This is a genomic window from Pseudoxanthomonas sp. 134C1 (genome assembly GCF_057773065.1).
Genome location: NZ_JBYMTH010000002.1, coordinates 152,833 through 173,615, shown reverse-complemented (window position 1 = coordinate 173,615; position 20,783 = coordinate 152,833). Strand labels below are relative to the sequence as shown.

The window sequence follows — 20,783 nt, the reverse complement described above, 5'->3', positions numbered from 1 at the left end:
AGGGCCGGCGTGGCCGCGGGTTCGGGGCTTGCCGGCGGACCCGACATGATACCGGCGCAACGCCTATAATCGGGAACCGGACCCCACCGGCCATTTCCCCCGCCTTTACGCCATGACTGCCGACGCAGCCGCAGAACTGCATACCCTCATCGACCTGATCCGTTACGGCGCGAGCCGTTTCAACGCGGCCGGCCTGACCTTCGGCCACAGTTACGACAACGCCCTCGATGAGGCGACCCATCTGGTGCTGCACACCCTGCATCTGCCGCCGGACCTCGGTCCCGCCTACGGCCAGGCGCGGGTGACCGGTGCCGAAAAGGCGGAAATCCTGGCGCTGTTCAAGCGCCGCGTGGAGGAACGTGTGCCGGTCGCCTACCTGACCGGCGAGGCCTGGTTCGCCGGGCTGAGCTTCAAGAGCGACGCGCGCGCGCTGGTGCCGCGTTCGCCGATCGCCGAACTGATCGAATCCGGCTTCGAGCCGTGGCTGGGCGGTCGCGAGGTCAACCATGCGCTGGATCTATGCACCGGTTCCGGCTGCATCGCCATCGCCATGGGCCACTACAACCCGGACTGGCAGGTCGACGGCGTCGACATCAGCGACGACGCGCTGGCGCTGGCGGCCGAGAACAAGGCGCGCCTGCACGCCGGCAACGTGCAACTGGTGAAGTCGGATCTGTTCGCCGGCCTCGGCGGTCGCCACTACGACCTGATCGTCACCAATCCGCCCTACGTCACCAACGACGAGACCGACGCCCTGCCGAAGGAGTACTCCTTCGAGCCGGAACTCGGCCTGCGCGCGGGCGACGATGGCCTGGATCTGGTGCTGAAGATCCTGCGCGACGCGCCGCTGCACCTGAGCCAGGAAGGCCTGCTGATCTGCGAGGTCGGCGAATCCGAACACGCGCTGGTGAAGCTGCTGCCGGATGTCGAATTCGCCTGGATCGAGTTCAAGGTCGGGCAGATGGGTATCTTCGCGGTGGAATGCGCGGAACTAATCCGGCACAACAAGCACATCCGTGCGCTCGCGGACGCGCGAAAATGAAACCCGCTTCCGGTGGCGTCGCGCCATCCCGCAGATAGCGCCGGGCCCGCTCGGCGATGATGTCCGGGCATGTCCGGAACAGCGGAGCCCGCCCCGCTCCACATGAGAAATCGCCTTGAGCAGCAACAGTTTCGGAAAACTCCTCACCGTCACCACGTTCGGCGAATCGCACGGACCGGCGATCGGCTGCGTGATCGACGGTTGCCCGCCCGGGCTGGCGATCGCGCCGGAGGAGTTCCGGCATGACCTGGAGCGTCGCGCCACCGGCAAGAGCCGGCACACCTCGGCGCGGCGCGAAGCCGATGAGGTGGAAATCCTCAGCGGCGTCTACGAGGGCCTGACCACAGGCACGCCCATCGCGCTGCTGATCCGCAATACCGATCAGCGCAGCAAGGACTACGCCAACATCGCCAGCCAGTTCCGTCCCGGCCATGCCGACTACACCTATTGGCAGAAGTACGGCATCCGCGATCCGCGCGGCGGCGGACGTTCCTCGGCGCGTGAGACGACCATGCGCGTGGCGGCTGGCGTCATCGCCAAGAAGTGGCTGGCGCAGCGCCACGGCGTGACGGTGCGCGGTTACCTGTCGCAACTGGGCCCGGTCACGCCGGAAGGCTTCGACTGGAATGTCGTCGAGGACAATCCCTTCTTCTGGCCGCATGCGGCGCAGGTGCCCGGACTGGAAAGTTACATGGACGCGCTGCGCAAGTCCGGCGATTCCATCGGCGCGCGCGTGAACGTGGTCGCCGACGGCGTGCCGCCGGGCTGGGGCGAACCCATCTACGGCAAGCTCGACGGCGATCTGGCCGCAGCGCTGATGAGCATCAACGCGGTCAAGGGCGTGGAGATCGGCGACGGCTTCGCCGCGATCACCCAGAAGGGCACCGAGCACCGCGACGAGATGACGCCGCAAGGGTTCCTCTCCAACCATGCCGGCGGCATCCTCGGTGGCATCTCGACCGGCCAGCAGGTCATCGCTTCGATCGTGCTCAAGCCCACCTCCAGCCTGCGCCTGCCCGGCCGCACGGTGGACGTGGACGGCCAACCGGTGGACGTGATCACCACAGGTCGCCACGATCCGTGCGTGGGTATCCGCGCCACTCCGATCGCCGAGGCGATGATGGCGCTGGTGTTGATGGATCACGCGTTGCGCCATCGCGCCCAATGCGGCGACGTGGGCGAAGTGCCGCCCCGGGTGCCGGGACAGGCCGATGGCTGAATCCCGCCGCCGCGTCTGGGTCTCGCAGCCGCTGTTCGATGACGTCATCGGGCGGCTGGGCGAGTACTTCGACGTGCGCGGCACCGCCGAGGTGCAGGCGTACACGGCCAAGCAGATCGCCGCGCACCTGCGCGAAGTGGACGGCGCCGTGGTCACCCTCAACGAACACATCGGCGCCGTCGAGATCGCGGACGCGCCGCGGCTCAGGGCCATCGCCAACGTCGGCGTCGGCTACAACAATCTCGATATCCCCGCGCTGGACGCGGCCGGCATCGTGGCGACCAACACGCCCGACGTACTCACCGAGACCACCGCCGATTTCGGCTTCGCCCTGCTGATGGCCACCGCCCGTCGCATCACCGAGGCCGAGCGCTGGCTGCGTGACGGCCAATGGCGGCAATGGTCGTTCAGCAGCATGCTCGGCGTGGATCTGCACGGCAGCACGCTGGGCATCCTCGGCATGGGAAGGATCGGACAGGGCATCGCCCGCCGCGCGGCCGGTTTCGGCATGCGTGTGCTGTACCACAACCGCCATCGCGTCGATGCCGCGATCGAGCGCGAATGCCACGCCGGGTACGTCGATTTCGACACGTTGCTGGCCAGTTCCGACCATCTCGTGCTGGTGCTGCCGTATTCGCCCGCCGTCCACCATCTGATCGACGCCGCCGCGCTGGCGAAGATGAAGCCGACCGCGACCCTGGTGAACATCGCCCGCGGTGGCCTGATCGATGAATCCGCACTGGCGCAGGCGCTGTCGCGGGGCCGTCTGGCCGCGGCCGGACTGGATGTCTACGAGGGCGAGCCGGACGTCCGCCCGGAACTGCTCGCGCTGCGCAACGTGGTGCTGACGCCGCACATCGCCAGTGCCAGCCTGGCGACCCGTCGCGGCATGGTCAGCCTGGCCGTGGACAACCTCATCGCCGCGCTGGGTGAAGGCCCGGATGCCGGTCGTCCGGCCAACCCGATCAATCCGGGTGTGCTGGCGATCGCCGGCGGCGACCGCAAAACCACCGCGATTAAACGATAGGGAGCCTCTGGCTTTCCCGGAGGTTCCCCGAACACAGCCCCCCATTGCTGTCCGCTGTCTCCCTATCTTCATTCTTTTCGCGAACCCCATTCCATGAGCAATCAGAACCGCAGTTTCAACGTCGCCGTCGTGGGCGCCACCGGCGCCGTCGGCGAAACCATGCTGGCCATCCTCGCCGAGCGCGATTTCCCGATCGGCAAGCTGGTGGCGCTGGCCTCCGAGCGTTCCGCCGGCGGCGAGGTCGAGTTCAATGGCCAGAAGATCACCATCCAGGATCTGGCCACCTTCGAACCGGCCGGCATCGACATCGCCCTGTTCTCCGCCGGAGGCGGCGTCTCCAAGGAGTACGCGCCGAAGTTCGCCGCCGCGGGCGCGGTGGTGATCGACAACTCATCGGCCTTCCGCTACGACGACGACGTGCCGCTGGTGGTCAGCGAGGTCAATCCGGAGCAGGTGCAGAACCGTCCGCGCGGCATCATCGCCAACCCCAACTGCTCGACCATGCAGATGCTGGTCGCGCTGGCGCCGATCCATCGCAAGGCCGGCATCGAGCGCATCAACGTGGCGACCTACCAGTCGGTATCCGGTGGTGGCCGTTCGGCGCTGGAGGAACTCGGCCGCCAGACCGGCGCGCTGTTGAACTTCCAGGATCCGGATCCGCAGCGTTTCCCGGTCCAGATCGCCTTCAACCTGATTCCGCACATCGACGAGTTCCTCGACAACGGCTTCACCAAGGAGGAAATGAAGCTGGTGTGGGAGACCCGCAAGATCCTCGGCGACGACAGCATCCAGGTGAACCCGACCGCGGTGCGCGTGCCGGTGTTCTACGGTCACTCCGAGGCGGTCAACGTGGAGACCAGGGTCAAGCTGAGCGCGGCGGAAGCCCGCGCGCTGCTGGAGAACGCCCCCGGCGTGGAAGTGGTGGACGAGCGCGCGCCTGGCGGCTATCCGACCCCGGTGACGCACGCCTCCGGCACCGATCCGGTCTATGTCGGCCGCATCCGCGAGGACCTCTCGCATCCGCGCGGCCTGAACCTGTGGATCGTCTCGGACAACATCCGCAAGGGCGCGGCCCTGAACGCCGTGCAGCTGGCGGAACTGGTGGCGAAAAACGGTTGAACCGTTATAGTCGGCGCCATCGTGGCGAAGGGGACGGCTTGATGCCGAGGGCGGGATACCGATGGCGTGGCCTGGCCGCGCTGGCGCTGCTGTTGATCAGCAGCACGGCGCTGGCGCTGGGGCTGGGCGAGATCCGGGTGAAATCGGCGCCCGGACAGCCGCTGCTGGCCGAGATCCCGATCATCTCCAGCGAACCGGGCGAACTGGAACAGTTGCGTGCCCAGCTCGCTTCCCCGACCACCTTCGAGCGGGTCGGCCTGCCCAGGCCGACCGGTCTGGTCGGCAATCTCGATTTCGCGGTGGCGCTGGACGAGGCCGGACGGCCGGTCATCCGGGTGACGACGCAGGAGCCGGTGACGGTGCCGGTCCTGAATTTCCTGGTCGAAGTGGATTGGGGCCAGGGGCGGCTGGTGCGCGAGTACTCCGCCATGGTCGATTCACCCGGTACGGCCGCCGCCGCCGCGCAACCGGTCATCGATGCCCCGCAGGCCGCGTCGGACGACACCATCGCGCGTCCGGTCGAGCCGATTGCCGCGACCGAGCCCCCTCCGTCCGCCGAAACGGCGGGTGGCACACCGGCACGCAGCCCCGCGGCCGCTCCACCGACGCGCGCGCCGACGCCCGCGCCGCCCGCACCGGGTGCCGTGGCGCAGGCGGGTGATCAATTGACCGTGGCCCGCGGCCAGACCCTCTCCGGAATCGCCCGCGACATCGCGGGTGGAAACAGTCTGGACCAGACCATGATCGCGCTGCTGCGCGCCAATCCCGAGGCCTTCATCGGCGGCAACATCAATCGCCTGAAACAGGGTGCGGTGCTGCGGGTTCCCGCCTCGGGCGAAGTCGCCGGGCTTGGACAGGCGGAGGCGGCCGCGCTGGTGCGCAACCAGATTGACGAATGGCGACAGGCACGCCGCCCGATTCCGCAACCGGCGGCGATCGCGGCGACGCCGGCGCCATCGCCCGCGGGCGCGTCGGCACGCACGACGGAAGCCCGCCTTGAAATCGCGCCGCCGCTGGCGAGCGCGGCGGCGCGGGCAGGCACACAATCCGGCGTCGAAGCCGGTGGCGAGGGCGACATGCTGGCGAACCAACAAGCACAACAGAGCAAGGAAGACCTGGCCGCCCGCGAGTCGGAGGTGCAGGAGTTGCGTGCGCAGGTCGCCGAACTGGAAAAACTGAAGCAGCAGCAGGACAAGCTGATCGCGATGAAGGACAGCGATCTGGCCGCCGCGCAGCAGCGCCTGGCGCAATCCAATGACCCGGCATCCTCCGGGACCCCGCTGTGGGCGTGGATCGGCTGGGCCCTGCTGATCGCCGGGGCGCTGGCCTGGTTGCTGACCAGCCGCCGCCAGCGCGTCGCGCCGCCCAGGCCGGCGTCGCGCAAACCCTTGTTCGAGACGCCGGTGGTCGCCGCGCCGGCACCCGTGGTCGTCGACGAGCAGCCAGCCGAAGTGGCCGCGCCGCCGGTGGCGGCGCCCGCGGAAACCGCGTCCGTCCGACCGACCTGGCATTCGGGCGAGCCGGTGGTCGACGCCGTCGCCAGCGTCGCGCCGCTGAATCCCGCGCCGGCCGGCCGCGAACGGCTGGAACTGGCGGTCGCGTATCTGGATCTGGGCGACACCGTCACCGCGCGCGACTTGCTGAACGAAGTGGCGGCCGGCCATGACGAGTCCGCCCGCCAGGAAGCCCTGCAACTGCTGCGCGATCTAGGCTGATGCGGGCAGGGAGTCGTTGATGCGGTACGCGCTGGGCGTCGAATACGACGGCAGCGGATTCCAGGGCTGGCAACGCCTGAGCAAATCCGGTACGCCGGACGAGACCAGCGTGCAGTCGGTACTGGAAAGCGCGCTGTCGCGAGTGGCCAACGCACAGGTCGACACGATCTGCGCGGGCCGCACCGATGCGGGCGTGCATGCGCAATGCCAGGTCGTCCATTTCGACAGCGACGCGTCGCGCGATCCGCGCAGCTGGGTGCTGGGCACGACCGCCAATCTTCCGCCCGCGGTCTGCGTGCGCTGGTGCCAGCCGGTTCCGGATGACTTCAACGCGCGTTTCTCCGCGCGGGCACGTCGCTACCGCTACCGCCTGGTCAACCGCATCGTCCGTCCCGCGCTGGATCGGCACACCCTGAGCTGGGAACGGATTCCGCTGGATGCGGACGCGATGCATCGCGCCGCGCAGGCACTGCTCGGCGAGAACGATTTCAATGCGTTCCGGACCGTGCATTGCCAGTCGCCGCACGCGTTCCGCGATCTGCAGGCCATTTCGGTGCGGCGCGAGGGCGAACAGATCCGGGTGGACGTGCAGGCCAATGCGTTCCTGCATCACATGGTGCGCAATATCGTCGGTTCGCTGCTGGTGGTCGGGCGCGGCGAGAAGCCGGAGCGCTGGATCGCCGAACTGCTCGCGGGCCGCGACCGCACCGTCGCCGGTCCGACCGCGCCGCCGGATGGTCTGGTGTTCGTCAGCCCGTTGTATCCGGCGCATTGGCAATTGCCCGACGAAGTGACGCTGCCCGGCTGACGATGGGTCCGGCCCTGCCGTCACGCAGCGGACCTTGCGTGAAGGGTAGGGTGCGCGGAAGCTCTTTCCTCGATTCCCGATTCCCGATTCCCGATTCCCGATTCCCGATTCCCATGCCCACCCGCATCAAATTCTGTGGACTGACCCGAGCCGAGGACGTGCGTGCCGCGGTGGAACTGGGCGTTGACTATGTGGGCCTGGTGTTCGCGCCGCGCAGTCCGCGCCGCCTGCTGATCGGACAGGCGCGCATGCTGCGCGATCTGGTGCCGGAAGAGATCGCGGTGGTCGCGCTGATGATGGACAACCCCGCGAGCGACGTGGAAAGCGTGATCGAACACGTGCGTCCGGACCTGCTGCAGTTCCATGGCGGCGAGGAGGATGCGTTCTGCGCCGGATTCCCGTTGCCGTTCCTGAAAGCCATCGCGATGGGCGGCGCCGGCGAGGGCGCATTCACCACGGTCGCGCGCTATCCGTCCGCGCATGGATTCCTGTTCGACGGCCACGCGGCGGGCGAACAGGGGGGCAGTGGCAAACGCTTCGACTGGAAGCAGATGCCGCAGGCGGTGGAGCGTCCCTACCTGCTGGCCGGCGGGCTGTCTCCGGACAACGTGGCGGTCGCGATCCGGACCGCGCATCCCTGGGGCGTGGACGTGTCCAGCGGGGTCGAATCGGCGCCCGGGGTCAAGGACATCGAAAAAATGCGCCAGTTCGTCGAGGAAGTCCGCCGCGCCGATCAGCGCGCGCAACCGGCCTAGCTCCAGGCATCCAATCCCGATGGGGAGTCCGGCGGCGACATTCCGGCGGCGAGTTCCCGTTCCAGCCAGTCGCCCAGGCGATCCACGCGCGGATCCGGCGCACCGCGCCGGGTCGCCAGAATCCACGCGCCTCCGGTCGCGCTGAACCCCCAAGGTGCCAGCAGGCGACCGGCGGCCAGGTCGGCGGCCACCAGCGGTTCCGGGGCGATCGCCACGCCGATGCCGGCAAGCGCGGCTTCCAGCAGGTAGTAGAGATGCTCGAACCCGCTGCCGTAGCGCAGGCGGGCCGGATCGATGCCGTGCCCGGCGGCCCAGCTCGGCCAGGCCTGCGGACGGGAGGTCGTGTGCAGCAGGGGTTCTTCCAGCAGGCGGACCGGGTCGCCGGCGGCGGGGTGGCGCGGGCTGACGACCGGGCCGATCCGCTCCGGCGCCAGTTCGCGCACCTGCCAGCCGGCCGGCCAGGGCGCTTCGGCCAGCAGGAACGCGGCGTCCAGCCCCGCCAGGTCGGTATCGAAGCCGTCTTCCTGGGCGGCCAGATGCAGGGTCAGCCCCGGCAGATCGCGCCCCAGGCGTTCCAGTCGCGGGATCATCCAGCGCGCCAGCAGGCTGCCGGGGCAGCCGAGGACCATGGCCGACGGCGTGTCGCGGCGTAGCCGCGCGGTGGCGTCCTGCAGCCGCGCGAACGCGGAAGCGGCGGCGTCCTGCAACTGGCGGCCGGCCGGGGTGAGCCGCAGGCCACGCCCTTCGCGGGAAAACAGGGCCTGGCCGAGGTCCGCCTCCAGCAGCCGGATCTGGCGGCTGACCGCGCCGTGGGTGACGTGCAGTTCCCGCGCGGCCTGGCCGACGCCGCCCAGCCGGGCGGTGGCCTCGAAGGCACGCAGGGCATTGAGCGGTGGAAGGCGTGAGCTCATGACGTGTGAGTTTATCTCACCAATGATGCAGAAATAATCGATTCTTGCGCGCGCATGTGTGCGCTAAGCTCAGCACTCCCTGCCATGCGCCCGCCGCTGTCGTCCATGTCCGAATCCCGCCCCGCCGACTTCCATGCCTTTCCCGACGCCCGTGGCCATTTCGGCCGGTACGGCGGCCGCTTCGTCGCCGAGACCCTCATCGGCCCGTTGCAGGAACTGGCCACCGCCTACGACGAGGCGCGACGGGATCCGGCGTTCCTGGCCGCCTTCGACCACGACCTGAAGCATTACGTCGGCCGGCCCAGCCCGATCTACGAGGCCACCCGGCTGTCCCGCGAGGTGGGCGGCGCGCGCATCCTGCTCAAGCGCGAAGACCTGAACCACACCGGCGCGCACAAGATCAACAACACCATCGGCCAGGCCCTGCTGGCCAGCCGGATGGGCAAGCCGCGCATCATCGCCGAGACCGGCGCCGGCCAGCACGGCGTGGCCAGCGCGACCGTCGCCGCCCGGCTGGGCCTGGAGTGCGTGGTCTACATGGGCGCCACCGACATCGAGCGCCAGAAGATCAACGTCTACCGGATGAAGCTGCTGGGCGCGACCGTGGTGCCGGTGACGTCCGGTTCGGCGACCCTGAAGGATGCGTTGAACGAAGCGATGCGCGACTGGGTGACCAACGTGCACGACACCTTCTACATCATCGGCACGGTGGCCGGCCCGGACCCGTATCCGCGCATGGTCCGGGATTTCAACGCCGTGGTTGGCCGCGAAGCGCGCGTGCAGATGCTGGAGGACTACGGCCGGCTGCCCGACGTCATCACCGCCTGCGTCGGTGGCGGCAGCAACGCCATCGGCCTGTTCCACGCCTTCCTCAACGATGCGGATGTGGAGATCGTCGGCGCGGAAGCGGCCGGCGACGGTATCGACAGCGGTCGCCATGCCGCCTCGATTGCGGCCGGCCGACCCGGCGTGCTGCACGGCAACCGCACCTACGTGCTGTGCGACGACGACGGCCAGATCATCGAGACCCACTCGGTTTCCGCCGGGCTGGACTATCCGGGCGTCGGGCCCGAACACGCTTTCCTGGCCGACACCGGTCGCGCCCGCTACGTGGGCGTCACCGACGAGGAAGCGCTCGCCGCCTTCCACCAGCTGGCCCGCACCGAGGGTATCCTTGCGGCGCTCGAGTCCAGCCACGCCGTGGCGCAGGCCGTCAAGCTCGCCCGGGATCTGCCGCGCGATGCCCTGGTCCTGTGCAACCTGTCCGGACGGGGCGACAAGGACGTGCATACCATCGCCGCGCGCGAGAACCTCCATTTCTAAGGCAGTGCAATGACCGAACAGCAGAACGATCCGCAGACCCCGCAGAATCCGAGCCAGCTCGATCCGGCCTTCTTCACCTGCGTCAACGAATACCTGGAACTGACCAACCGCCAGGCCCAGCAGCAGGGCCTCAAGCGCATCAGCGTGGCGTCCCTGTATGCCGCCGCGCGCTTCAACTCGCATGTCTATCTGTCCTTCGAGGGCGATGCGGCGGCTTCGCGCAAGGACTTCCTCGACTACATGACCAACATGTACCGGCGCATGCTCAACGAGCATCTGGATACCCTGGGCGCCGAACGCGGGCTCAACGTGGGCGAGTCCGAACTGGCCGCCGAATATGCCGCCTTCAACGAAGCGCAGACCGCCGACCAGGAAACCAAGCCGGAATGAGCCGATTCGACCAGCGCTTCTCGGAACTGCGCGCCGCCGGACGCAAGGCGCTCATTCCGTTCATCACCGCCGGGGATCCCTCCCTGGAAGCCACCGTGCCGGTGATGCACGCGCTGGTGGAGGCGGGCGCCGACGTCATCGAACTCGGCGTCCCGTTCTCCGATCCCATGGCCGACGGCCCGACCATCCAGCGCAGTTCCGAACGCGCGCTGGCGCGCGGCGCCGGTCTGCGCTACGTGCTCGACGCCGTGGCCGGGTTCCGCAGCCAGGACGCGGCCACCCCGGTCGTGTTGATGGGATATCTGAATCCGGTCGAGATCCATGGCACCGAGCGGTTCGCGCAAGCGGCCACGCAGGCCGGGGTCGATGGCGTGCTGCTGGTGGACCTGCCGCCGGAAGAGGCCGACGAAACGCGCGCCGTCTTCAACCGACATGGCCTGGCCCTGATCATGCTGGCTTCGCCGACCACTTCCGACGAGCGCCTGGCCATGCTCTGCGACGAAGCGCAGGGCTATCTGTACTACGTGAGCTTTGCCGGTGTGACCGGCGCCTCCGAGCGCCTGGATACCCGTGCCGCGGGCGACCGGCTGCGCCGCATCCGCGCCCTGGCCAAGGCGCCGGTCGCCGCCGGATTCGGCATCCGCGACGCGGCCAGCGCACGCGCCATGGCGGTCGATGCGGATGGCGTGGTGGTGGGCAGCGCCCTGGTCAGCGAACTGGCCCGGATCGACGCCGATGACACGCCGCCCGTGCGCGCCGCCGCCTTCCTGGCGCCGTTGCGGCAGGCGCTGGACCGGCCTTGAGCCAGCCGGCCGGCCCGGGTGACAGGCCGCCGCGGGCGGCCTGCTAAACTGCCCCGTCTGCCCATCCGCGGGATGGGCACCTGAACGGGATTGTCGATAACGCATGAGCTGGCTCAGCAAACTGATGCCGTCGGGCATCCGCACCGAGGGCGGTGGCGCCAAAAGCAAACGCAGTGTGCCCGAGGGGCTGTGGGAGAAGTGCGACCGCTGCGGCGCGGTGCTCTACCGGCCCGAACTGGAAGAAAACCTGGAGGTCTGCCCCAAGTGCGGCTTCCACATGTCCATCCGCGCACGCGCGCGCCTGCTGGCCTTGTTCGACCCCGACGGCACCGAGGAAATCAGCGTCGGGCTGGCGCCGGTCGACGTGCTCAAGTTCCGCGACCAGAAGAAGTATTCGGACCGCTTCAAGGCGGCGCAGAAGGCGACCGGCGAGCATGACTCGCTGGTGGCGATGAAAGGCACCCTCAAACAACGCCCGCTGGTGGCCTGCGCGATGGATTTCGCCTTCATGGGCGGCTCGATGGGCTCGGTGAGCGGCGAGAAGTTCGCCCGCGCCGCCGAGCGCGCGCTGGCCGACCGCGTGCCGCTGGTGTCGTTCGCCGCCAGCGGTGGCATGCGCATGCAGGAAAGCCTGTTCTCGCTGATGCAGATGGCCAAGACCTCGGCCGCGCTGGCGCGCCTGCGCGAGCAGGGCATCCCCTACATTTCGGTCAGCACCCATCCCACCTTCGGCGGCGCTTCGGCCTCGTTCGCGATGCTGGGCGACATCAATATCGCCGAGCCGGAAGCGCTGATCGGTTTCGCCGGCCCGCGCGTGATCGAACAGACCGTGCGCGAAACGCTGCCGGAGGGCTTCCAGCGCGCCGAGTTCCTGCTGGAGCACGGCGCCATCGACCAGATCTGCGATCGCCGCGAGATGCGCGACCGCCTGGCCGATCTTCTGGCCCTGTTGCTGAACCAGTCGCGGCCCCAAGAAGCCGAAGTCATCGCCTGAGCAAGGAGGCAAACCGATGAGTCGCAAGTATTTCGGCACCGACGGCATCCGCGGGCGGGTCGGGCAGGGCCCGATCTCGGCCGATTTCGTCCTGCGCCTGGGCAACGCCCTGGGCCGGGTGCTGGCCGGGCACGACGACGGGCATCGTCCGATCGTGGTGATTGGCAAGGACACCCGCATTTCCGGCTACATGTTCGAGGCCGCGCTGGAAGCCGGGCTGGTGGCCGCCGGCGCCGACGTGCAGTTGATGGGACCGATGCCGACTCCGGCGGTCGCCTTCCTGTCGCGTACCCTCGGTGCCGACGCGGGCATCGTCATCAGCGCCTCGCACAACCCGCATTACGACAACGGCATCAAGTTCTTTTCCGCCGAAGGCGAGAAGCTGGATGACGCCACCGAGGCGGCGATCGAAGCGGCGCTTGACGGTGATTTCGTCACCGTGGAATCGGAGAAGCTGGGCAAGGCCATCCGCAGCCGCGACGTGGTCGGCCGCTACATCGAATTCTGCAAGGCCAGCGTGCCGCGCGGATTCGACCTGCGCGGCATGAAGATCGTGCTGGATTGCGCGCATGGCGCGACGTACCACATCGCGCCGCTGCTGTTCCGCGAACTGGGCGCGGAGGTCGTCACCATCGGCGCCGAGCCCAACGGCCTGAACATCAACGACGGCGTCGGCTCGATGCACATCGACAACCTCGCCCGCAAGGTACGCGAGACCGGCGCCGATCTCGGCATCGCCTTCGATGGCGACGGTGATCGCGTGCTGATGGCGGACGACCAGGGCAACCCGGTCGATGGCGATGATCTGCTGTACGTCCTGGCTACCGCCTGGCAGCAGAGCGGACGCCTGAAGGGCGCGGTGATCGGCACGCTGATGACCAACTACGGCCTGGAACGCGCGCTCGCCGAACGCCAGGTGCCGTTCCTGCGGGTCAAGGTCGGCGACCGCCATGTCCACCAGGGCCTGGTCGAGGGCGGCGGCGTGCTGGGCGGAGAAACCTCCGGCCACCTGCTGTGCCTGGATCGCGCGACCACCGGCGACGCCATCGTCAGCGCGCTGCAGGTGCTGGAAGTGCTCAAGCAGGGGAATCATTCCCTGCGCCAGGCGCTGGCGGGTCTGTCCAAGGTGCCGCAGAAGACCATCAACGTGAAGCTGGCCAACGGTGGACGCCCGGCCGAGGCCGCGAGCGTGCAGGCCGCGCTGGCCGAGGCGCAGGCCGCGGTCTCCGGTCGCGGCCGCGCGTTCCTGCGTCCCTCCGGCACCGAGCCGGTGGTGCGGGTGACCGTCGAGGCCGACGACGACGCGCTGATGCAGGCCACGCTGGAGAAGCTGGCCGAGGCCGTGCGCGCCGCCGCGGCTTGAGGTCGATCAATGCAATCCCGGCGCCGGTCGGCTGCAATGTCGCCGTCGCGCCTCCCTGGAGCAAGTGAATGAGTGCCCGTATTCCCACCCTGGACATCACCCGTTTCGACACCGATCGCGAAGCCTTCGTGGCCGAGCTGGGCGCGGCCTACCGCGAATGGGGATTCGCCGGCATCCGCAATCACGGCATCCCGCAGGCCGACATCGATGCCGCCTACGATGTGTTCAAGCGTTTCTTCGCACTGCCGGAAGAGACCAAGCGCAAGTACCACGTGCCGGGCAGCGGCGGGGCGCGCGGCTACACGCCGTTCGGCGTGGAGACCGCCAAGGACTCCAAGCATTTCGACCTGAAGGAGTTCTGGCACGTCGGCCGCGAGATTCCCGATGACTCGAAGTACCGCGATGTGATGCCGCCGAATCTGTGGCCGGACGAAGTGCCCGGTTTCCGCGAGCACGGCTATGGCCTCTACGATGCGCTGGACAGGCTCGGTGCGCGGGTGCTTTCGGCGCTGGCGCTGCACATCGGCCTGGCCGAGGACTACTTCGCCGACAAGACCCAGTCGGGCAATTCGATCCTGCGGCCGATCCACTATCCGCCGATCACCGCGGACGACATTCCGAACGTGCGCGCCGGCGCGCACGAGGACATCAACCTGATCACCCTGCTGGTGGGCGCCAGCGCCGCCGGACTGGAAGTGAAGTCCAAGCAGGGCGAGTGGGTGCCGTTCACCTCGGACGCGGACACCATCGTGGTGAACATCGGCGACATGCTGCAACGGCTGACCAACCATGTGTATCCGTCCACCACCCACCGGGTGGTCAACCCGCCGGGCGAGGAGGCGCGCAAGCCGCGCTATTCGGTGCCGTTCTTCCTGCACCCGAATCCGGATTTCCTGATCGACGTGCTGCCCTCGACGATCACCGCCGGCAATCCCAAGCGCTACCCCGAAGCGATCACCGCCCAGGGCTATCTCGAAGAGCGATTGCGCGAAATCAAGCTGAAGTAAGGCGGGTCCAGCCCGCTCCCGCGACGACCCCCGGTCATCGGGGGCCACGCGGAAAACTCAATCCGCCTTGCGTATGCGCGAGGAGTTCCGGCTCATCAGCCGGAACCGAACATGATCCGACAGATGCCGGGTGACCCCGTGCAACAGGCGGTAACGCCAGCCCGGCACCACGATCACGCGCCCGCGCTCCAGACCATCGATACCGGCGCGGGCGACCGCATCGGCCTGCAGCCAGAGCTTGTTCGGCAGCTTGTCCATCATCGCCCGGGTGCCGGTCACGTCGTGGAATTCCGACCAGGTGAAGCCCGGGCACAGCACGCAGACCTTCATGCCGCGATCGGCGTTTTCCTGCGCCAGCGACTCGCTGAATTTGATCAGGAACGCCTTGGCGGCGGCATAGAGGGTCTGGCCGTTGGACCCCGGCATCAGTCCCGCGAAGGAGGCGACGTTGAGGATGCGGCCGTCAGGGAAACCGCGCAGCGATGGCAACAATCGCCAGGTCAGCTCGCATACCGCGTTGATCATCACCTGCAGGAACGCGGCGTGGTCCGGCCATTCGCGGTTCTGGTAGCGGCCGGGCACGCCATAGCCCGCGTTGTTGACCAGCGCGCGCACGGCCAGGCCGCGCGCCTGGATGGCGTCGCACAGGCGGGCAACGCCATCGGTGGCGGCGAGATCGGCGGCGATCACTTCCACGGGGATCCGCGAGCGCAATTCCGTCGCCAGCGCTTCCAGGCGGTCCTGCCGGCGCGCGGTCAGGATCAGCGGCACGCCACGCCGCGCGTATTCGCGCGCGATTTCCGCGCCGATGCCGCTGGAGGCGCCGGTGATCAGGGCGTAACCGGAAGGCGAGGTGGACATGCGCGGGCTCCTGTCGATGGCGAAACCGGACTCCGCCGCATGGTAAAGGGTGTGGCCGCGCTTGCCGGAAATCCCACATCGGCTATCCTTGCGCGCCCACTGGACAGGAATTGGTCTTATGCGCCGCAAGATCGTGGCCGGAAACTGGAAGCTCCACGGCGACCGCCAGTTCGCCTATGCCCTGATGGACGAAATTGCCGCGGGCCTGCCGCTGGCGGGCGTGGACGTGCTGATCCTGCCGCCGCTGCCTTATCTGGGCGAACTGGTCGAAGACTACGCGCCGCAGGGCTTCGCGCTGGGATCGCAGGACGTGAGCAGCAACGAGAAGGGCGCCTATACCGGCGAGGTGTCCGCTTCGATGCTGGTCGACGTCGGCGCAACCCACGGCCTGGTCGGTCATTCCGAGCGCCGCCAGTACCACCACGAGGACAACGCGCTGGTCGCGCGCAAGTTCATCGCCGCCCGCAACGCCGGCCTGGTGCCGGTGCTGTGCCTGGGCGAGAGCCTGGCCCAGCGCGATGCGGGCGAGACCGAATCCATCGTCGGCGGGCAGCTGCGGGCGGTGCTGGACGCGGCCGGGGTGGAAGCGTTCGGACAGGCCATCGTGGCCTATGAACCGGTCTGGGCCATCGGCACCGGCCGCAACGCGACGCCGGCCCAGGCCCAGGCCGTTCATGCATTCATCCGTGGCGAAGTGGCCGGGCGCGATGCTAGAATCGCCGATTCGCTGCCCATCCTGTATGGCGGCAGCGTCAAGCCCGACAACGCCGCGGAACTGTTCGCGCAGCCCGATGTCGATGGAGGGCTGGTGGGTGGTGCGTCGTTGGTGGCGCGCGATTTTCTCGCCATCGCGAAAGCGGCGGCGGAGCGGGGCTGACCCCCCGCGGGTCCGGCCATGGCCTGACCTTTCAACCTGTTTCGGGACGAATTCGAAATGATGCTGATCCTCAATGTGGTCTACGTGCTGATCGCCATCGCGATCATCGCGCTGGTGCTGATGCAGCGCGGCTCGGGCGCGCAGGCCGGGTCCGGCTTCGGCGCCGGTGCTTCGGGCACGGTGTTCGGTGCGCGCGGCGCGTCCAACTTCCTGTCCAAGAGCACCAAGTGGCTGGCGATCGCCTTCTTCGGCATCACCCTGTTCATGGCCTGGCATGCTTCGCACAGCGCCCGCCCGACGACCCAGCAGAACCTGGGCGTGATGACGACACAACAGCAGGGTCCCGCCGCCGCGACGCCGGCCGCGGGCGAACTGCCGGCACAGCCGACTACCGTGCCCGCGACGCCGGCCACGCAGCAGTCCGCGCCGACCACGGTGCCGAGCGCCGCGCCGGCACCGGCGGACGCCGCCGGCCAGCCCGCACCGGTCCAGCCGCCTGCGCAGGCACCGGCACAGGGCGGTTGAACCGGGATACAATACCGGCCCGCAATCGGTGACCGGTTGCGAAGTTTCAAAGCCCAGGTGGCGGAATTGGTAGACGCACTACCTTGAGGTGGTAGCGGCGAAAGCTGTAGGGGTTCGAGTCCCCTCTTGGGCACCAATCGAAGCGGTGGGACCGGCGCATGCCGGTCGGTCGTGGAGTCGGAAAGCGAAGCCTGCGCAAGCGGGCTTTTCTTTTGCCCGTGAAAAGCGCCGCATACAGCTTCGTAAACGTTTACTAGTCAGTTCACTAACCGGTACAATTCCGCCGATCCATTCCAGGCCAGGTACGAACTGCGGAAGGGCCAGGATCGGGTCGGTCACCGCCGCCTGCGGCGGGACACGGTGGATGCCGCGGCCGGGCCCGAGTCACCTCGACCGCTGCTCCTTGCGCACCCGCGCAAACCGCGCGTACCACGCGGTCCCACAGCGGAATGCAGTGCCCCACCCAAGGCGACGCGTCAAAAGGCGTGCAGGCCGGACGCGGGGCAAGTAGGACAAGAAGAGAAACGCGAGTGCTGGCCAACTATCTGCCGACCCTGTTGTTCCTGATCGTCGCCACCGGCATCGGCATCGCGCTGATCCTGGCGGGACGTTTCCTCGGCCCGCGGCGCCCCGACGCGCAGAAGCTGTCGCCGTACGAATGCGGCTTCGAGGCCTTCGAAGACGCGCGCATGAAGTTCGACGTGCGCTATTACCTGATTGCCATCCAGTTCATCGTCTTCGACCTGGAAATCATCTTTATCGTCCCGTGGACCCTGGTCTTCCAGGAGCTCGGCGCCCGCGCACTGGTCACCATGGGCCTGTTCGTCGGCATGCTGTTCCTCGGGTTCATTTACGTTTGGAAGAAGGGAGCGCTCGAATGGGAGTGATCCAGACCCTCGATCGCCTGATGACCAACCCGATCCCGGAAGGGCGGGTGGACGACATCCTGCGGCCGGAAGGCGACAACCCGCTGCTGGAAAAGGGCTACGTGACCACCAGCGTCGACGCGCTGATGAACTGGGCGCGCACCGGCTCGATGTGGCCGATGACCTTTGGCCTGGCCTGCTGCGCGGTCGAGATGATGCATGCCGGCGCCTCGCGCCTGGACCTGGACCGCTACGGCGTGGTGTTCCGCCCGTCGCCGCGCCAGTCGGACGTGATGATCGTGGCCGGCACCCTGGTCAACAAGATGGCCCCGGCGCTGCGCAAGGTCTATGACCAGATGCCCGATCCCAAGTGGGTCATCTCGATGGGCAGCTGCGCCAACGGTGGTGGTTACTACCACTACTCGTACTCGGTGGTGCGCGGCTGCGATCGCATCGTGCCCGTCGACGTGTACGTGCCGGGTTGCCCGCCGACCGCCGAAGCGCTGGTCTACGGCATCCTGCAGTTGCAGAAGAAGATCTGGCGCACGCAGACCATCGCGCGCTGAGCGCGCGGGCCTGCTTCCCGTTCCATCCGTTTTCCTTTCCGAGAGCACGCTACGCCCCATGGCCGAGCAAGCTGCAAATTTCACCGACCGGTTGCGCGCGCGCTTCGCCGATGCGGTGATCACGGTTGCCGGAATCCGCGAAGAGGTCACCCTCGAGGTGCCTTCCGCGTCCTGGCATGAGGTCTGCCGCGCCCTGCGCGACGAGTTCGGATTCGAACAGGCCGTCGACGTCTGCGGTGTCGATTACCTGGGTTACGGCAGTGCCGAGTGGGATACCTCGGACGTGTCGTCAGAAGGGTTCAGCCGTGGCGTCGAGGGCTTCGGCCCGGGTCGCTTCGACTGGGAACAGCGCCCGCGCGGCGCCGGTCCCGAGCGCCGCTTCGCCGTGGTCCTGCATCTGCTGTCGTACCAGCACAACCAGCGCCTGCGCGTGCGCTGCTTTGCGCCGAACGATGACCTGCCGGTGGTGGCCTCGGTCACCGACCTGTGGCCGGGCGCCAACTGGTTCGAGCGCGAGGCGTTCGATCTGTACGGCATCGTGTTCGAGGGCCACCCGGATCTGCGCCGCATCCTGACCGACTACGGTTTCGTCGGCCATCCGTTCCGCAAGGACTTCCCGCTGATCGGCAACGTCGAAGTGCGCTACGACGAAGAGAAGAAGCGCGTGATCTACGAGCCGGTGACCTCGGTCGAGCCGCGCGTCGGCGTGCCGCGCGTGATCCGCGACGACGCGCGCTACCAGACCGCGATCGGCGAAGCCGCCGCGGGCGAGGGCAGCAAGTGATGAGTACGCAACAATCCCCCATTGCGTTTGCGAGCAATCCTGAAGAGTCCAAGCAGGAGATCCGCAACTACACGATGAACTTCGGCCCGCAGCACCCCGCGGCGCACGGCGTTCTCCGCCTGATCCTGGAAATGGACGGCGAAACCATCATGCGCGCCGATCCGCACGTCGGCCTGCTGCATCGTGGCACCGAGAAGCTTGCCGAGTCCAAGCCGTTCAACCAGTCGATCGGCTACATGGATCGGCTGGACTACGTGTCGATGATGTGCAACGAGCATGCCTACGTGCGTGCCATCGAGACCCTGATGGGCATCGAGGCGCCGGAACGCGCGCAGTACATCCGCACGATGTTCGACGAGATCACCCGCATCCTGAATCACCTGATGTGGATCGGTTCCAACGCACTTGATCTGGGTGCGATGGCGGTGATGCTGTACGCCTTCCGCGAGCGCGAGGAGCTGATGGACTGCTACGAGGCGGTCAGCGGCGCGCGCATGCACGCGACGTACTACCGTCCGGGCGGCGTCTACCGCGACCTGCCGGACCGGATGCCGAAGTACAAGGAATCCCCGTGGCGCAAGGGCCGGGCGCTGAAGCGCCTGAACAACGCGCGCGACGGATCGATGCTGGACTTCCTGGAAGACTTCGCCCGCGAGTTCCCCAAGCGCGTCGACGAGTACGAAACCCTGCTCACCGACAACCGCATCTGGAAGCAGCGCACCGTCGGCATCGGCGTGATCTCGCCGGAACAGGCGCGCGCCTGGGGCATGACCGGCGTGATGCTGCGTGGCTCGGGCATCGCCTGGGATCTGCGCAAGAAGCAGCCGTACGCCAAGTACGACGCGGTCGACTTCGACATCCCGCTGGGCGTCGAGGGCGACTGCTACGACCGCTATCTGGTGCGCGTGGCCGAGATGCGTGAATCCAACCGCATCGTCGCCCAGTGCGTGAAGTGGCTGAAGGCCAATCCCGGCCCGGTGATGGTCAAGAACTTCAAGGTGGCCCCTCCCAAGCGGGAGGAGATGAAGGACGACATGGAAGCCTTGATCCATCACTTCAAGCTGTTCAGCGAAGGCTATTGCGTGCCGGCCGGCGAGACCTACGCGGCGGTGGAAGCGCCCAAGGGCGAGTTCGGCTGCTACCTGGTGTCCGACGGCGCCAACAAGCCGTTCCGGGTGAAGCTGCGCGCGCCGGGCTTCGCCCATCTTTCTTCCATGGATGCCATCGTCCGCGGCCACATGCTGCCGGACGTGGTCGCCATGATTGGTACTTACGATCTGGTTTTCGGTGAGGTGGACCGATGAGGGCCACAGGCAATTTCGAGGCGACGCAGAACGTCGATCCCCTGGTGGCGCTGAGCGACAAGACGCGCGCGCATATCGATCATTGGCTGACCAAGTTTCCGCCCGACCGCAAGCGGTCGGCGGTGCTGCAGGGTCTGCACGCCGCGCAGGAACAGAATGGCGGCTGGTTGAGCGACGAGCTGATCGCAGCGGTCGCCAAGTACCTGGACATCCCTCCGGTGTGGGCTTACGAGGTCGCCAGCTTCTACTCGATGTTCGAGACCGAGAAGGTCGGCCGCAACAACGTCGCCTTCTGCACCAACATCAGCTGCTGGCTCAACGGTGCCGAGGATCTGGTCAGGCACGCGGAGAAGAAGCTCGGTTGCAGGCTGGGCGAGTCCACCGCCGACGGCCGGGTGTTCCTGAAGCGGGAAGAAGAGTGCGTCGCCGCCTGCTGCGGCGCGCCGGTGGTCGTGATCAACGGCCATTACCACGAGAAGCTGACGCCGGCCCAGGTCGACGAATTGCTGGACGGGCTGGAGTAA

22 protein-coding genes and 1 tRNA gene are annotated in these 20,783 nt (G+C 67.8%); 21 read left to right on the top strand and 2 right to left on the bottom strand.

The window, feature by feature from the left end; translation table 11 throughout:
* Window positions 1-112 precede the first annotated feature (112 nt).
* The 7 genes from prmB to AC3DEZ_RS04675 all read left to right on the top strand — a co-directional run bounded on the left by prmB (window position 113) and on the right by AC3DEZ_RS04675 (window position 7,685).
* On the top strand, window positions 113-1,042 hold the full coding sequence (prmB, locus tag AC3DEZ_RS04705) for a 50S ribosomal protein L3 N(5)-glutamine methyltransferase (protein ID WP_488387191.1): 930 nt from the start codon (window positions 113-115) through the stop codon (window positions 1,040-1,042).
* A gap of 115 nt (window positions 1,043-1,157) precedes the next feature.
* Complete coding sequence (gene aroC, locus AC3DEZ_RS04700; protein ID WP_488387190.1) at window positions 1,158-2,261, top strand: chorismate synthase; 1,104 nt, start codon at window positions 1,158-1,160, stop codon at window positions 2,259-2,261.
* Window positions 2,254-3,288: a 2-hydroxyacid dehydrogenase gene (locus AC3DEZ_RS04695; RefSeq protein ID WP_488387189.1), complete on the top strand. Its 1,035-nt coding sequence runs from the start codon at window positions 2,254-2,256 to the stop codon at window positions 3,286-3,288. Before aroC ends, AC3DEZ_RS04695 begins: the two co-directional genes overlap by 8 nt.
* Before the next feature lie 93 nt (window positions 3,289-3,381).
* Window positions 3,382-4,407 carry an aspartate-semialdehyde dehydrogenase gene (locus AC3DEZ_RS04690; RefSeq protein WP_488387188.1) on the top strand — a complete coding sequence of 342 codons (1,026 nt, stop codon included), beginning with the start codon at window positions 3,382-3,384 and terminating at the stop codon, window positions 4,405-4,407.
* Between the two features lie 41 nt (window positions 4,408-4,448).
* Window positions 4,449-6,122, top strand: a complete 1,674-nt coding sequence (locus AC3DEZ_RS04685) for a FimV/HubP family polar landmark protein (RefSeq protein WP_488387187.1) — start codon at window positions 4,449-4,451, stop codon at window positions 6,120-6,122.
* Window positions 6,123-6,141: 19 nt separating this feature from the next.
* The gene (gene truA, locus AC3DEZ_RS04680) at window positions 6,142-6,930 is read left to right on the top strand and encodes a tRNA pseudouridine(38-40) synthase TruA (RefSeq protein ID WP_447101754.1); all 789 of its coding nucleotides are present in this window, start codon (window positions 6,142-6,144) and stop codon (window positions 6,928-6,930) included.
* A 113-nt stretch (window positions 6,931-7,043) separates the two neighbouring features.
* Complete coding sequence (locus AC3DEZ_RS04675) at window positions 7,044-7,685, top strand: phosphoribosylanthranilate isomerase (RefSeq protein WP_488387186.1); 642 nt, start codon at window positions 7,044-7,046, stop codon at window positions 7,683-7,685.
* On the opposite strand, the gene AC3DEZ_RS04670 is transcribed toward AC3DEZ_RS04675, so the two are convergent.
* Complete coding sequence (locus AC3DEZ_RS04670) at window positions 7,682-8,596, bottom strand: LysR family transcriptional regulator (RefSeq protein ID WP_488387185.1); 915 nt, start codon at window positions 8,594-8,596, stop codon at window positions 7,682-7,684. The genes AC3DEZ_RS04675 and AC3DEZ_RS04670 overlap by 4 nt on opposite strands.
* Window positions 8,597-8,701: 105 nt before the next feature.
* Here AC3DEZ_RS04670 and trpB point away from each other — a divergent pair, with 105 nt between their 5' ends.
* The 6 genes from trpB to AC3DEZ_RS04640 all read left to right on the top strand — a co-directional run bounded on the left by trpB (window position 8,702) and on the right by AC3DEZ_RS04640 (window position 14,476).
* Window positions 8,702-9,919: a tryptophan synthase subunit beta gene (trpB, locus tag AC3DEZ_RS04665; protein WP_488387184.1), complete on the top strand. Its 1,218-nt coding sequence runs from the start codon at window positions 8,702-8,704 to the stop codon at window positions 9,917-9,919.
* A gap of 9 nt (window positions 9,920-9,928) precedes the next feature.
* Window positions 9,929-10,309 carry a DUF3144 domain-containing protein gene (locus tag AC3DEZ_RS04660; protein ID WP_488387183.1) on the top strand — a complete coding sequence of 127 codons (381 nt, stop codon included), beginning with the start codon at window positions 9,929-9,931 and terminating at the stop codon, window positions 10,307-10,309.
* Window positions 10,306-11,112: a tryptophan synthase subunit alpha gene (gene trpA, locus AC3DEZ_RS04655; RefSeq protein WP_488387182.1), complete on the top strand. Its 807-nt coding sequence runs from the start codon at window positions 10,306-10,308 to the stop codon at window positions 11,110-11,112. Before AC3DEZ_RS04660 ends, trpA begins: the two co-directional genes overlap by 4 nt.
* 103 nt (window positions 11,113-11,215) lie before the next feature.
* Complete coding sequence (gene accD / locus AC3DEZ_RS04650; RefSeq protein ID WP_488387181.1) at window positions 11,216-12,106, top strand: acetyl-CoA carboxylase, carboxyltransferase subunit beta; 891 nt, start codon at window positions 11,216-11,218, stop codon at window positions 12,104-12,106.
* Between the two features lie 16 nt (window positions 12,107-12,122).
* The gene (gene glmM, locus AC3DEZ_RS04645) at window positions 12,123-13,469 is read left to right on the top strand and encodes a phosphoglucosamine mutase (protein WP_488387180.1); all 1,347 of its coding nucleotides are present in this window, start codon (window positions 12,123-12,125) and stop codon (window positions 13,467-13,469) included.
* Window positions 13,470-13,537: 68 nt separating this feature from the next.
* Complete coding sequence (locus tag AC3DEZ_RS04640) at window positions 13,538-14,476, top strand: isopenicillin N synthase family dioxygenase (protein WP_488387179.1); 939 nt, start codon at window positions 13,538-13,540, stop codon at window positions 14,474-14,476.
* A 57-nt stretch (window positions 14,477-14,533) separates the two neighbouring features.
* Here the strand turns inward: AC3DEZ_RS04640 and AC3DEZ_RS04635 are convergent, their stop codons facing one another.
* Window positions 14,534-15,337, bottom strand: coding sequence for an SDR family NAD(P)-dependent oxidoreductase (locus tag AC3DEZ_RS04635; RefSeq protein WP_488387178.1), 804 nt, complete (start codon window positions 15,335-15,337; stop codon window positions 14,534-14,536).
* A gap of 118 nt (window positions 15,338-15,455) precedes the next feature.
* Between AC3DEZ_RS04635 and tpiA the strand changes: the two genes are divergently transcribed.
* The 8 genes from tpiA to nuoE all read left to right on the top strand — a co-directional run bounded on the left by tpiA (window position 15,456) and on the right by nuoE (window position 20,783).
* Complete coding sequence (tpiA, locus tag AC3DEZ_RS04630; RefSeq protein WP_447101764.1) at window positions 15,456-16,214, top strand: triose-phosphate isomerase; 759 nt, start codon at window positions 15,456-15,458, stop codon at window positions 16,212-16,214.
* A 57-nt stretch (window positions 16,215-16,271) separates the two neighbouring features.
* Window positions 16,272-16,739, top strand: a complete 468-nt coding sequence (gene secG, locus AC3DEZ_RS04625; protein WP_488387177.1) for a preprotein translocase subunit SecG — start codon at window positions 16,272-16,274, stop codon at window positions 16,737-16,739.
* Window positions 16,740-16,790: 51 nt separating this feature from the next.
* Window positions 16,791-16,875: transfer RNA gene (locus tag AC3DEZ_RS04620), tRNA-Leu, on the top strand.
* 394 nt (window positions 16,876-17,269) lie between these two features.
* Window positions 17,270-17,626, top strand: coding sequence for an NADH-quinone oxidoreductase subunit A (locus tag AC3DEZ_RS04615; protein ID WP_183642358.1), 357 nt, complete (start codon window positions 17,270-17,272; stop codon window positions 17,624-17,626).
* Window positions 17,617-18,171, top strand: a complete 555-nt coding sequence (locus tag AC3DEZ_RS04610; RefSeq protein WP_141453300.1) for a NuoB/complex I 20 kDa subunit family protein — start codon at window positions 17,617-17,619, stop codon at window positions 18,169-18,171. Before AC3DEZ_RS04615 ends, AC3DEZ_RS04610 begins: the two co-directional genes overlap by 10 nt.
* A 58-nt stretch (window positions 18,172-18,229) precedes the next feature.
* Complete coding sequence (locus AC3DEZ_RS04605) at window positions 18,230-18,955, top strand: NADH-quinone oxidoreductase subunit C (protein ID WP_447101766.1); 726 nt, start codon at window positions 18,230-18,232, stop codon at window positions 18,953-18,955.
* Complete coding sequence (locus AC3DEZ_RS04600) at window positions 18,955-20,259, top strand: NADH-quinone oxidoreductase subunit D (protein ID WP_488387176.1); 1,305 nt, start codon at window positions 18,955-18,957, stop codon at window positions 20,257-20,259. The genes AC3DEZ_RS04605 and AC3DEZ_RS04600 overlap by 1 nt, the downstream gene beginning before the upstream one ends.
* Window positions 20,256-20,783 (top strand): NADH-quinone oxidoreductase subunit NuoE, encoded by a 528-nt coding sequence (gene nuoE / locus AC3DEZ_RS04595; protein ID WP_488387175.1) that lies wholly within the window; start codon window positions 20,256-20,258, stop codon window positions 20,781-20,783. The genes AC3DEZ_RS04600 and nuoE overlap by 4 nt, the downstream gene beginning before the upstream one ends.

What these genes read in the sequence shown, in the direction of transcription:
- AC3DEZ_RS04685 (WP_488387187.1), top strand. Translation starts at nt 4,449, where the DNA reads ATGCCGAGGGCGGGATACCGATGGCGTGGCCTGGCCGCGCTGGCGCTG.
- AC3DEZ_RS04600 (WP_488387176.1), top strand. Translation starts at nt 18,955, where the DNA reads ATGAGTACGCAACAATCCCCCATTGCGTTTGCGAGCAATCCTGAAGAG.
- accD (WP_488387181.1), top strand. Translation starts at nt 11,216, where the DNA reads ATGAGCTGGCTCAGCAAACTGATGCCGTCGGGCATCCGCACCGAGGGC.
- tpiA (WP_447101764.1), top strand. Translation starts at nt 15,456, where the DNA reads ATGCGCCGCAAGATCGTGGCCGGAAACTGGAAGCTCCACGGCGACCGC.
- prmB (WP_488387191.1), top strand. Translation starts at nt 113, where the DNA reads ATGACTGCCGACGCAGCCGCAGAACTGCATACCCTCATCGACCTGATC.
- AC3DEZ_RS04695 (WP_488387189.1), top strand. Translation starts at nt 2,254, where the DNA reads ATGGCTGAATCCCGCCGCCGCGTCTGGGTCTCGCAGCCGCTGTTCGAT.
- AC3DEZ_RS04640 (WP_488387179.1), top strand. Translation starts at nt 13,538, where the DNA reads ATGAGTGCCCGTATTCCCACCCTGGACATCACCCGTTTCGACACCGAT.
- glmM (WP_488387180.1), top strand. Translation starts at nt 12,123, where the DNA reads ATGAGTCGCAAGTATTTCGGCACCGACGGCATCCGCGGGCGGGTCGGG.
- AC3DEZ_RS04605 (WP_447101766.1), top strand. Translation starts at nt 18,230, where the DNA reads ATGGCCGAGCAAGCTGCAAATTTCACCGACCGGTTGCGCGCGCGCTTC.
- AC3DEZ_RS04610 (WP_141453300.1), top strand. Translation starts at nt 17,617, where the DNA reads ATGGGAGTGATCCAGACCCTCGATCGCCTGATGACCAACCCGATCCCG.
- AC3DEZ_RS04670 (WP_488387185.1), bottom strand. Translation starts at nt 8,596, where the DNA reads ATGAGCTCACGCCTTCCACCGCTCAATGCCCTGCGTGCCTTCGAGGCC.
- AC3DEZ_RS04635 (WP_488387178.1), bottom strand. Translation starts at nt 15,337, where the DNA reads ATGTCCACCTCGCCTTCCGGTTACGCCCTGATCACCGGCGCCTCCAGC.
- truA (WP_447101754.1), top strand. Translation starts at nt 6,142, where the DNA reads ATGCGGTACGCGCTGGGCGTCGAATACGACGGCAGCGGATTCCAGGGC.
- trpB (WP_488387184.1), top strand. Translation starts at nt 8,702, where the DNA reads ATGTCCGAATCCCGCCCCGCCGACTTCCATGCCTTTCCCGACGCCCGT.
- nuoE (WP_488387175.1), top strand. Translation starts at nt 20,256, where the DNA reads ATGAGGGCCACAGGCAATTTCGAGGCGACGCAGAACGTCGATCCCCTG.
- secG (WP_488387177.1), top strand. Translation starts at nt 16,272, where the DNA reads ATGATGCTGATCCTCAATGTGGTCTACGTGCTGATCGCCATCGCGATC.
- trpA (WP_488387182.1), top strand. Translation starts at nt 10,306, where the DNA reads ATGAGCCGATTCGACCAGCGCTTCTCGGAACTGCGCGCCGCCGGACGC.
- AC3DEZ_RS04675 (WP_488387186.1), top strand. Translation starts at nt 7,044, where the DNA reads ATGCCCACCCGCATCAAATTCTGTGGACTGACCCGAGCCGAGGACGTG.
- AC3DEZ_RS04690 (WP_488387188.1), top strand. Translation starts at nt 3,382, where the DNA reads ATGAGCAATCAGAACCGCAGTTTCAACGTCGCCGTCGTGGGCGCCACC.
- AC3DEZ_RS04660 (WP_488387183.1), top strand. Translation starts at nt 9,929, where the DNA reads ATGACCGAACAGCAGAACGATCCGCAGACCCCGCAGAATCCGAGCCAG.